This window comes from Novipirellula artificiosorum (assembly GCF_007860135.1).
GTDB classification, from domain to species: domain Bacteria; phylum Planctomycetota; class Planctomycetia; order Pirellulales; family Pirellulaceae; genus Novipirellula_A; species Novipirellula_A artificiosorum.
In genome coordinates this window covers 479,744-490,110 of sequence record NZ_SJPV01000003.1, presented here as the reverse complement: position 1 = coordinate 490,110, position 10,367 = coordinate 479,744, and the positions used below count along the sequence as shown (strand labels likewise).

The window sequence follows — 10,367 nt, the reverse complement described above, 5'->3', positions numbered from 1 at the left end:
TTAGGACGGTTCCCCGCAATGAAGGCAGACGCCGTTGAACCCACGGCTCCGAGGATACGTTCAAAGGAGCGATCGCGACTTGGGGTGCCGGAGGTTGGCAGTTTGAAGATGCAGTAGCGTTTGCCAAACTGGTCGCAGCTATTTCCGTTACCCGGCTCGATACGCGGGCATCCGCACTAACACTCGAAGAACTGGAGAGACTGGAATGCTGAGAAAAACGTTCATTGTTGCGCTGACCTTGCTTCACGCACTCGGCGCTTCAGCAGCTGAACATCGCCCCAACGTCGTCTTTTTCCTGGTGGACGATCTCGGTTGGCGCGACTTGGGATGCTACGGCAGTCCTCTTTACGAGACACCACACATCGATCGGTTCGCAGAAAAAAGCGTGAGGTTCACTCAGGCCTATGCTGCTTGCCATGTCTGTTCTCCGACACGCGCCAGTATCCTGACGGGGAAGTACCCGGCTCGGCTGCATCTGACCGATTGGTTGCCCGGTCGAAAAGACTATCCCTTTCAGAAACTGAAGAACGCAGAAATTCATCAACACCTGCCTCTGGAAGAAGTGACGCTTGCCGAGACACTCAAACAAAACGGCTATTGTACGGCGCACATTGGAAAATGGCATTTGGGCGAATATCCTTACGGACCGCTGCAGCAGGGCTTCGATATTCAGATCCCTCGTTGGAACAAGGGTTGGCCTAACGCTGGCTACCACGCACCGTTTCAGTTAGATGGCCTTGACGACAAACAGCGCGAATACCTGACAGATCGGCTGACCGATAAGGCCGAGGAGTTCATTGAGGCACACGTGGATCAACCGTTCTTTCTCTATTTGTCGCACTTTGCGGTTCACGATCCGATTCAGGGGCGAGAAGACCTGGTTGCCAAGTACCAAAAGAAGCTCGAAAAGACAACGTTTGCCGCGGGGCCCGCGTTCATTCTGGAAGGCAACCCAGACGAAGAGAGTCCGCTGTCGCGGGAAGAACTCGGAGCCCGTCTAAGGAGACCAGCGTGGTCAGGCTACAAGGTCTTGCCAGACCGCACCGTGAAGATCAAGCAACATCAGGACAACGTTGCGTTTGCCGCCATGGTGGAGTCGGTCGATGAGAGCCTTGGACGCGTGCTGGCAAAATTGGAGGCGTTGAACCTCGATAACAAGACCGTTGTGATCCTGTTCTCGGACAATGGCGGCATGTCCGCGGCGAACTTCGGAAATCCCGACCGGATCATTGCGAGAGGCCAATTGGACAAGGCCTTCTCGACATCGAACCTGCCGCTGCGCGGGGCCAAAGGCTGGCTTTACGAAGGTGGTATTCGCGAACCGCTGATCGTCCACTGGCCGCACAAGGGTCGGCGGGGAACCGTATGCGACGCGCCGGTGATCAGCACCGACTTCTATCCAACGATCCTGGAGATGGTGGGCCTGCCGCTTCGGGCCACGCAGCACGCAGATGGAGTGAGCATTTTGCCGTTGCTCCAAGGGGCCAAGACGCTCGACCGGGAAGCGATCTATTGGCACTTCCCGCACTACAGCAATCATGGAATGCAAAGCCCCGGCGGAGCGGTACGTGCCGGCGACTACAAGCTGCTTGAGTATTTTGAAAACGGTACAGTGCAATTGTTCGATCTGAGCAAAGATGTTGGCGAACAGAATGACCTATCCCAAGCGATGCCCGAGAAAGTGACCCAGTTGCGTAGGATGCTTCACGACTGGAGAACAGAAGTATCCGCCCGATCGATGCAACCCAATCAGGAATATGCAGACACAAACGATCCATAAAACCAGCTGAGGGACCGTTGGGGCCATCGATGGACAGACACGCTCCGTGGTGTGATCTCCATCCATCACGGTGACGAGTTGGAGTTTTTGGCGATGCGACTTTCAAGCCATCGCTTGAGTCGAAACGTCCTGGGAAGTATGCTGTCGGGCCACGGCAATGGCGCCAATTCCCACCTCCCAGCCCACCAAAGTGAAATCATGCACGATAACGACCGCAGTGATTCTCCTCAAATCCCTCGCCGTGCGGTACTTAAAGGCGCTGGCACGGCAGCAGCAACCGCTGTGGCCGCGCCGTACGTGATCCCGTCGGCTGCGTTGGCGGCACCTGGACGCGATGGTGCCAACGACCGTTTAACCCTTGCCCAAACCTTACATCATCGACCCTCTGACATGACCGCTCTGCCCCGCCTCAGCTTCCTTTGCCTCGTGACGCTACTATTGACCGCAACACTATTGACCGCAACGACGACCGCACAGCAGCCGGATCCCAACATCATCGTGATCATGGTCGACGACATGGGGTGGTCCGACATCGGATGCTATGGCTCCGAGATCAAAACCCCCAATATCGACCGTCTCGCCACGGAGGGGATGCTGTTCACTCAGTTTTATAACAATGCCAAATGCACAACAACGCGGGCGTCCCTGCTGACGGGACTCTATCCTCGAAACGGAGGACGCGGGCAGGACGAACTGATCACGAAAAACATGCTGACCCTCGGCGAAGCCATGCGTCATGCCGGCTACGCAACGGGCTTATCAGGCAAATGGCACAATGGAAAGGCAGCGGGAACGCGCCCCTTCGAGCGGGGCTTTGATGAAGCCTATGGGCTGTGGGATGGATGTTGCAATTTTTTCAATCCCAAGTTACCCGACCCTGAGTTCAAAGGAGGCAAGGTTCGGGCTTTTGGTCATAACGACCGCGATCTCAGTGCCGACGACTTCCCCGAGGACTATTACACCACGGACGCCTTCACCGATCACGCGATTAAAACGGTCAAAGCCCACGTTGCGTCGGGAAAGCCCTTTTTTCACTACCTGCCTTATACTGCCCCGCATTACCCGTTGCACGCTAAGCCCGAAGACATCGCAAAATACAAAGGCAAGTACGCCGACGGCTGGGATGTTTTGCGTCAGAAACGACTCACCCGACAGAAGGAACTTGGTCTCGTCGACGAAAACTGGGAAGTTGTCGAACGTGACGATCTCGCACAGCCCTGGGAGACTGCCAAAGAGATTGACGAGGGTTGGCAGCAACTGCGGATGGAGGTTTACGCAGCCATGATCGATTCGGTCGATCAGAACATCGGCAGACTACTCGATACACTTGATGAGCTTGGTGTCGCGGACAACACCCTCGTTTTATTCCTTGCCGATAACGGCGGCTGCGCCGAAACTCCCGGCGGCAATGACCCGAACCAAATCCCGGGCCCCAAAGATTTTTATGCTCACGTGGGGCCAGGTTGGGCCACTGCATCGAACACCCCCTTTCGCCGTTACAAGCAATATTGTCACGAGGGAGGTATCGCGACGCCGCTGCTTGCCCGTTGGCCTGGTGCAATCGAACCCGGATCCCGCTGCGAACAAGTCGGACACATCATTGACTTCCTTCCCACCTTCCTCGACATCGCCGGTGCGGACTACCCCGACGAACATCCGGCGTTTGGAGAGCAGACGATTCCCCTGGACGGCAAAACATTGTTGCCGATTCTAAAAGGCCAGCAGCGCAAGCCTCACCCTTACCTCTACTGGCACTGGTCAACCAATCGTGCGGTCCGCAAGGGTGATTGGAAGCTGGCCTGGGATCGGCACGCGAAAACGTGGGAACTCTACGACCTTAGCACCGACCGGACCGAAGCCCATGACCTAGCGTCCCAGAACCCCGAACTCGTTACCGAGTTGACCGAGACGTGGAATGCTTGGGCGAAAATGACCGACGTCAAAGTCAAAAAGTAGCACTCTCAAATTGAGCATCGACTTGACCGTTATTGATCAAGAAAGGTGGTCCATCCGGGTTCACTCTCGACCGAGCCCACGATCAATCCGGATGGACCGACTGAAACAGCTCCAAATCCAGAATCTCGAAGCTGTCCACTCTTCGGGCCCGTTTACTCCGCTCCCATGAACTCGCCACATCAAGGACGATTGCGGAACACTTGCAAGAAACGCGATGCTGACGAAGGTGCGGTCGAAGACTCGAGCTCGAAACCGTATTCCGTCATCTCTCGCACAACCGTCTCCGGTGCAATGCTTCGTCGGTGGCTGGCCTCCCGATGAGAGAGTTCCTCGTCAGCTTTCCGGTCGAGGACATAGATACGGCCTTCGTCAGTCAGATGTTGACGAAGGGATGGCAACAGCACGTCACCGTGGAAAAGCAAATGGTAAGTGTCGAGAAAATAGACCGCATCAAGTGGATCGGAGGACAACTTCGGATCCCCCTTCTCCGTCAGCACACTCAGCAGCTCCAGCCCCGGGGGGACTTCGGGCCGCTCGTCCTTTTGCGTCGCCCATTCCTCAAGCACGATGTCGACGGCCTCACCCTGGCACTTCTGCATCAGAGGCTTGATCAGCCTTCGCCCCTCCCCAAGTGCAACAAAAGCGATCCGAGATTGCGACCTCTCACTTGTTGACAACAAGTCATTCAAGATCGTCCCATCGATCGGAGGCATGGGGTCTGGGTCGCCACCACGGAAATCCACATCATTCGGTCGCTGCATGATGATCACAAACGTGTCGTCCTTGGCGTACCACTCTTGTTCGCCAAAACCGACAAATTCAAAACCTACTTCGCGGGCTTCTCGAACGAACGTCGTTTCAGCCAACCAATAGTGTTTCTTCTCACGATCCGCCCGCGGCACCCAATCGACGAGCGTTCCCTTGTGTCGGTCAACGACGACATAGTACCCCCCCGGCTTCAACGCGTGCCAGATGTTTCGCAACATCTCGCGGGGCTTGGCCAAATGGTGATACACGTAGTGCATGAACGCCATGTCGACGGAGTCCTCCGGCAGATTCGGCGTATCGGACTGTCCAAGCACAGGGTGAACCTGTGTCAGATCGCGTGAAGCTGCTTCTTGCTTGAGTTTCTTGACCGAGTCTTCGGTGATCTCCACCGAAAGGACGCCGCCCTGAGTGCCAACGATATCAGCAAAGACCCAGCTATCGTTTCCCTTCCCAGCACCGATGTCTGCAATCGTTGCTCCGGGGCGAATTTCCAGACGATCTGCTAACTCATGGAGCGATGCGACCCGCTGTTGCGAATCGTCTCTTCGTTTTGCAGCGGCCTTTCGTTTTGCAGCGGCTTGTTCCGGTTCTGTTTTCTGGGTGGATTCCTGCGCGGACACGAGTGAAAATAGCAGCAGTCCGCAGACCAAGACGTCGAGCATTCGCTTCAATTGCATCATCATCGGTTGCACTTTATGGAGGGATGTTATAGGAGGGGAGTGTTTGGGGACCTTTCATTGTACGCTGCCCCCGACTTCCGTATCAATTAGTTACAGGGCATGCATTCACGCTGGCATGACTTGACGACGTTGCCGCTTGTGGCAGGATGGCTCCGGTAGGGCCCTTCGGGTGGATGATGCAGCACCCTGGGTTCAGTAGGTTATCATCGTTTGACAAGTCCGCTTCCGCGTGTATCCAGCATCGTGCTTCACACGCCATCGTCCAATTGGCTATTGTTGGGATTACTCCGAATGACGCGACCACGATGAATCCATCCTCTATCAAGTCTACAAAGACGAATCCGAAGAGGGTGTTACCTGAACACCAGTTTCCAAAGTGGGTCGCGAAACAAATAGGCAGCGGGTTCAAGCGAATGGTGCGTCTCGCTAGGCCGCCTCAGTACGAATTGCTGGCGAGGTTTTCGTATGACCTTGGTACTTGTGTCCGATCATCCGTCGATATCGTTCGCGGTTTAGAACTCTGTCTCAAAGCTCTCCGCAGAACTCGACTTGGTGCTTGTTGGTCGGGTGCGGTTGAATTGGTCCGCAGTGGATCATCGCTGGCCCAAGCGCTACGCGGTGGTGAGGATCTTTTACCTCCGTTCTTTCTACCCGTAATTAATGCGGGCGAGCAAACGGGGCGTTTGGCTGAGGCCCTTGGGTTTCTGCAAAGACATTGCAAATTGTTGGCCGGTCCGGCTTCGGCGCTGCGTAAACTGTGGGTGTATCCCATTGCGATTCTGTCGATGGGGTCCATCGTGAAGGTCATCTTGACGATGTATTTGGCGTCCTTTGCTGCGGCGACACGCATAGGGATCCAAGAAACGCTTTCATGGCTTCAGCTTGGTTTGATCGTCGTGGTGATGATGACGACGCCCGTGCGAGTTTTCATGGATCAAGTGCGATTATCGATTCCATGGATCGGCGAGTTGGAAAGAGAGATCGTGTTGCACCGATTCTTTCGTGTTCTGGCACTACTGTACTCGGTTGGCGGACAACGAGTTGAAGCCATGATCCGAACGGCGGTCGAAACGGTCACTAACCATGCTGCGAAATCAGAATTGTTAAAAGCTGCAGAGTCGATCGAGCAAGGACATACCCTTACCGATGCGTTCGGTCACTTGACGATCCTGACACCTGATGAAAAAGGAACGATTGAGGCCGGAGATCTGTCGGGCACTTTGGAGCAAGCGTTTGATCGCATCTCGGATCAAACCGGTGCGAGCATGCTGTGCAAGTTAGAATGGATTCAGCCAATGTTGATGCGAATCCTAGCATACGTCGTGATGTTTTCCATCGTCGGCACGCTTTTGAGTTTAATTCGCGAAGCAACGTTATGAACGTCGAACAAACTCGTTCGGCTTGAACCGTTGGTACGCAGCACTGCGTCCTTTGCGAGAGTTTTGGTTTGATGGGCGGCTACCGCGGAGAACGTTCGATAAATAAGTTGCGTACTACGGCCTTCTCTTTACTCCACCGCTTGTTGCGCTCGCCCCCTCCCGCAGGGGTGGATGGATACCTAAACACTGCATTAGCCACAGCTTTAAAACTGCACGACTTCCAAGCGGGAGCGTGAAATCCGAAAGTTGTTTTTGGATTGTCCCAAGCGGTTTGATTCCACAGCCCAGAGCCGACGCGGCGCGGCACACCCTGGGTCGACGATCCGGCCAGCGTTTTCCTGCGCCGCTGGTGTTCTACAAAGACACGAACACCAAGGGAGCAGGCACAGTCGTTATTGGGAGCATAGCCGCTTTCATTCGCTTTAACGGAGTGACTCAGAAGGCCCCTTGCACTCGAAGCGATATTGCCCAGCGGACAAGGTCTCCGCAGGGCGATCATCAGGAAAGACAACGGTCGCGGTGGTGTTAGGAGGTACGGTGACGGTCAGTTCCACCTTATCCCCCACGTGTTGCCAACCACTCGCTGCCTTGCCGTAACCGGTTTCCAGTTCGGCACTGGCGGAAGTCAGGGGGCCTCCAAGGATCGGCCGAACAAAGAAGTGCTTGTAGCCGGGGTGCGCAGGATCAGGTGAAAGACCGGCAATTCGTTCATACATCCACTGTCCGACGGCACCGTAGGCGTAGTGATTAAAGGAATTCATCCCCACGTCACCAAAGCCATCGGTGTGGCTATAGCTGTTCCATCGTTCCCACATCGTCGTCGCTCCCTGGTTGATGGAGTAGAACCACGACGGATAAGTCTCTTTGAACAGGACAGAGAACGCTACATCCGAATGTCCCGATTGATCGAGTACTTGGGTGATAAACGGCGTGCCGAGGAAGCCGGTGCGTAGATGACCGTCCGCTTCGCCAATCAGCCGGACCAAATGGTTGGCCGCTTGCGTCTGCAGCTCTGCGGGGATCAGGTCGAACGCAATCGCAAGGATGTAGGCTGTCTGAGTCTCGGGTGCATTTTGCAGTTTCCCATTGGAATCGAAGAAGTGATTCGCAAAAGCCTGCTTTGCCGCAGCAGCTTCCTGGCCATATTTGTCGCCATCGGAACTCTTGCCCAGAGCGCGAGCAGAATCTGCGAGAATTTGAACACTGTTTGCGTAGAACAGGGTTGCGAGTACCACATGGGGCGTGTCGCCCTTGTTGTCGGAAGCATACGGTTGGAGCCAGTCCCCAAAACCCTCCACTTTTTCAACGACACCCCCTTTGACGTGTTCGCGGTACCAGCCGACGAGTCGCTCCATCATGTCATAGTTCTCGAGCAAGATCTCCTTATCACTGGTACGAAGATAGACTTGCCAGGGAATGATCGTGGCCGCGTCCACCCAGCCTGGACTGCCGCCACGATTCTTCAATATATCGGGAATCACGTGAGGAATGCGACCATCGCTAAACTGGTCGTCACGCATCGATCGCAACCAGCTTTTCCAGAACGCATGGCAATCGTAGTTGAACATCGCGGTCGGGCAGAATGCTTGGGCATCGCCGGTCCATCCGCAACGCTCGTCGCGTTGTGGGCAGTCGGTTGGGATATCCAGGAAGTTACCTCGCTGCCCCCAATCGATATTGCGTTGCAACTGGTTTAGTTTTTCGTGCGACGATTCAAACGAGCCCGTTCGTTTCAGATCGGAATGCAGGACCAGCCCCTTGACCCAGTCTGCGGTGGGCGTCGATCCCTGGGGCAAGCCCGACAGCTCCACATATCGAAAACCGTGAAACGTGAATGTCGGCTTCCAGGTGATCCTTCCCGACTCTGCCGCGGTGTAGAAGTCAATCGACTTGGCGGAACGATAATTGTCAGTGTACATCGTGCCGTCTTGATTCAGCATTTCAGCGAATCGGATGGTTACCGTTTCGTTCTTCTCGACAGGCAGATTGAGTTCAGGCCAACCGACCATGTTTTGGCCCAGATCGAACACAAACCGCCCTGGCTCTGGCTCGGTGATCGTCTGAGTGGACAAGGTCTCGGTCATTCGCACGGGTGCGAACGGCTTGGGCGTCAAACGGGGCGTTTCCAGTTTTGCAACCGTCGCCACGTTGCTCCAATCTGAATCGTCAAAGCCGATCTCGTTCCAACCCGGCATCGATTGACGCGCATCAAAGGTTTCACCGTCGTAAATACTTGATGCGACAATCGGCCCGCCGAGTGTCGCTTGCCATGCGTCATCCGAAGCAATGGTTTGCACACGGCCATCTTCAAACGTGATCTCGAGCTGCAGAAGCAATTCGGGAACTTCGCCATAGATGTTTCTTTGTTTCTGCCAACCGATACGTCCCGCGTACCATCCGTAACCCAACATCGCCCCCAGGGCATTCTCACCTTGTTTCAACTGCGCGGTGACATCATACGTTTGGGTATCAATCCGGTTACCGTAGGATGTCCAACCGGGAGTGAAGGCGTCGTTACCCACTTTTTCGCCGTTCAGATAAACCTCGTAAAGTCCGCGAGCCGTCGCATAGAGGCGTGCCCGTGCAATTGTTGTCGCGACAGGAAACTCCCGTCTTAGATAGGCAACCTTTTCTTCGTCACTATCAACTTCCGATGCCGATCGGATCCATTGCGCGTTCCAGTCCTTTGAAGTCAGGAGCCCCATCTCGAATTCGGCAGCAGCACTCCAATCAGAATCATTGCCATCTTGGTCCCGGAAACGGATGCGCCAACTGAGTTGTTGGCGTGACAGCAGAGGGGAACCACCGTAAGGAACGAAGACAGATTGATCCGACTCGACCCATCCGCTGTCCCAAACCGTTTTCTCGGCCAGCGTGTCACGAACTTCGATCTGGTAGCTCGTCTGGCGTTCGGTGCCTACGGGCAGTTTCCAGGAAAACGTCGGCATCGCATCATGGAAACCTAACGGCTCCACGAACCCCTCGCCGACGACCAGATGCTCCGGCATTGCCGCCTCGCAAAAGGCAATGTGACAGCCGGTCAATTGCACAAGTAGTATCCCAGTCAATACTCTTAATTTCATTGGTCAACTCAAGTTGGGGGAGTAAAATCCAGAGGACGTTACGCGAAACAATTGAAAAAGGTGGAAGACCACAATGTAGGGCTCGCCGCCTGCAGCGACGGACAGCCCTCTCAACAAGGTCTCCGTCGCCAATAAACCGATATTATGTTTCCTCTCGAAGCCTAATCCTGCGTTTGTGTGCTAGTTTCCATCCGGTTTGCAATCATCGATCGAACAGGGCGGGATTTATGCGCAGGTGCAATTGAGGTGATCGGAATTTACCTCGGCATGCAAGCAGAAACCTCAACAATAGTGCCAGCCATTAGTACAAAAGTGCCAAAGCGTCTGGCCGGAAGTCGGGTGGAGACTCCTCCTCTGCCGACGCCTATCACTGCATGAAGTCCCCCTACCCTAGCCTGACGAATCGGTGGGGGATTGGAGACCGATGGAAAGTATCACCGATTCGAAAGGGGGCGTAGGGAGCAAGTCAATTGGGAGCCAAGAAACCCTCTCCCTCGCTGCGCTCGACCTCTCCCAAAGGGGCGAGGTACACCCACCGATCTCCCTCGCTGCGCTCGACCTCTCCCTTTGGGCTCGTTGTACCACATAAGTTAGACGCTTGAAAAATTTTTTGCACCTGGCCCAAAAGCGTTCCATGCGTTGGACAGGTCGTAGGATCTCTGGATTCCAACCCAAAGCGTTTGCGTCCCAGGATCGTTCTTTGGTCGATCGATGAAGCCGC

5 protein-coding genes are annotated in these 10,367 nt (G+C 55.0%); 3 read left to right on the top strand and 2 right to left on the bottom strand.

Going from position 1 to position 10,367, the window contains the following annotated elements:
* The first annotated feature begins 205 nt into the window (after positions 1 to 205).
* The gene (locus Poly41_RS11665; protein WP_146526336.1) at positions 206 to 1,780 is read left to right on the top strand and encodes a sulfatase; all 1,575 of its coding nucleotides are present in this window, start codon (positions 206 to 208) and stop codon (positions 1,778 to 1,780) included.
* 198 nt (positions 1,781 to 1,978) lie between these two features.
* Positions 1,979 to 3,736 carry an arylsulfatase gene (locus Poly41_RS11660; RefSeq protein ID WP_231615605.1) on the top strand — a complete coding sequence of 586 codons (1,758 nt, stop codon included), beginning with the start codon at positions 1,979 to 1,981 and terminating at the stop codon, positions 3,734 to 3,736.
* Between the two features lie 179 nt (positions 3,737 to 3,915).
* Here the strand turns inward: Poly41_RS11660 and Poly41_RS11655 are convergent, their stop codons facing one another.
* Complete coding sequence (locus Poly41_RS11655) at positions 3,916 to 5,187, bottom strand: class I SAM-dependent methyltransferase (protein WP_146526335.1); 1,272 nt, start codon at positions 5,185 to 5,187, stop codon at positions 3,916 to 3,918.
* A 302-nt stretch (positions 5,188 to 5,489) separates the two neighbouring features.
* Between Poly41_RS11655 and Poly41_RS11650 the strand changes: the two genes are divergently transcribed.
* On the top strand, positions 5,490 to 6,563 hold the full coding sequence (locus Poly41_RS11650) for a type II secretion system F family protein (RefSeq protein ID WP_197231236.1): 1,074 nt from the start codon (positions 5,490 to 5,492) through the stop codon (positions 6,561 to 6,563).
* A 422-nt stretch (positions 6,564 to 6,985) separates the two neighbouring features.
* Here Poly41_RS11650 and Poly41_RS11645 read toward each other — a convergent pair whose 3' ends face one another.
* Positions 6,986 to 9,646 carry a glycoside hydrolase family 78 protein gene (locus Poly41_RS11645; RefSeq protein ID WP_146526333.1) on the bottom strand — a complete coding sequence of 887 codons (2,661 nt, stop codon included), beginning with the start codon at positions 9,644 to 9,646 and terminating at the stop codon, positions 6,986 to 6,988.
* Positions 9,647 to 10,367: the final 721 nt, after the last annotated feature.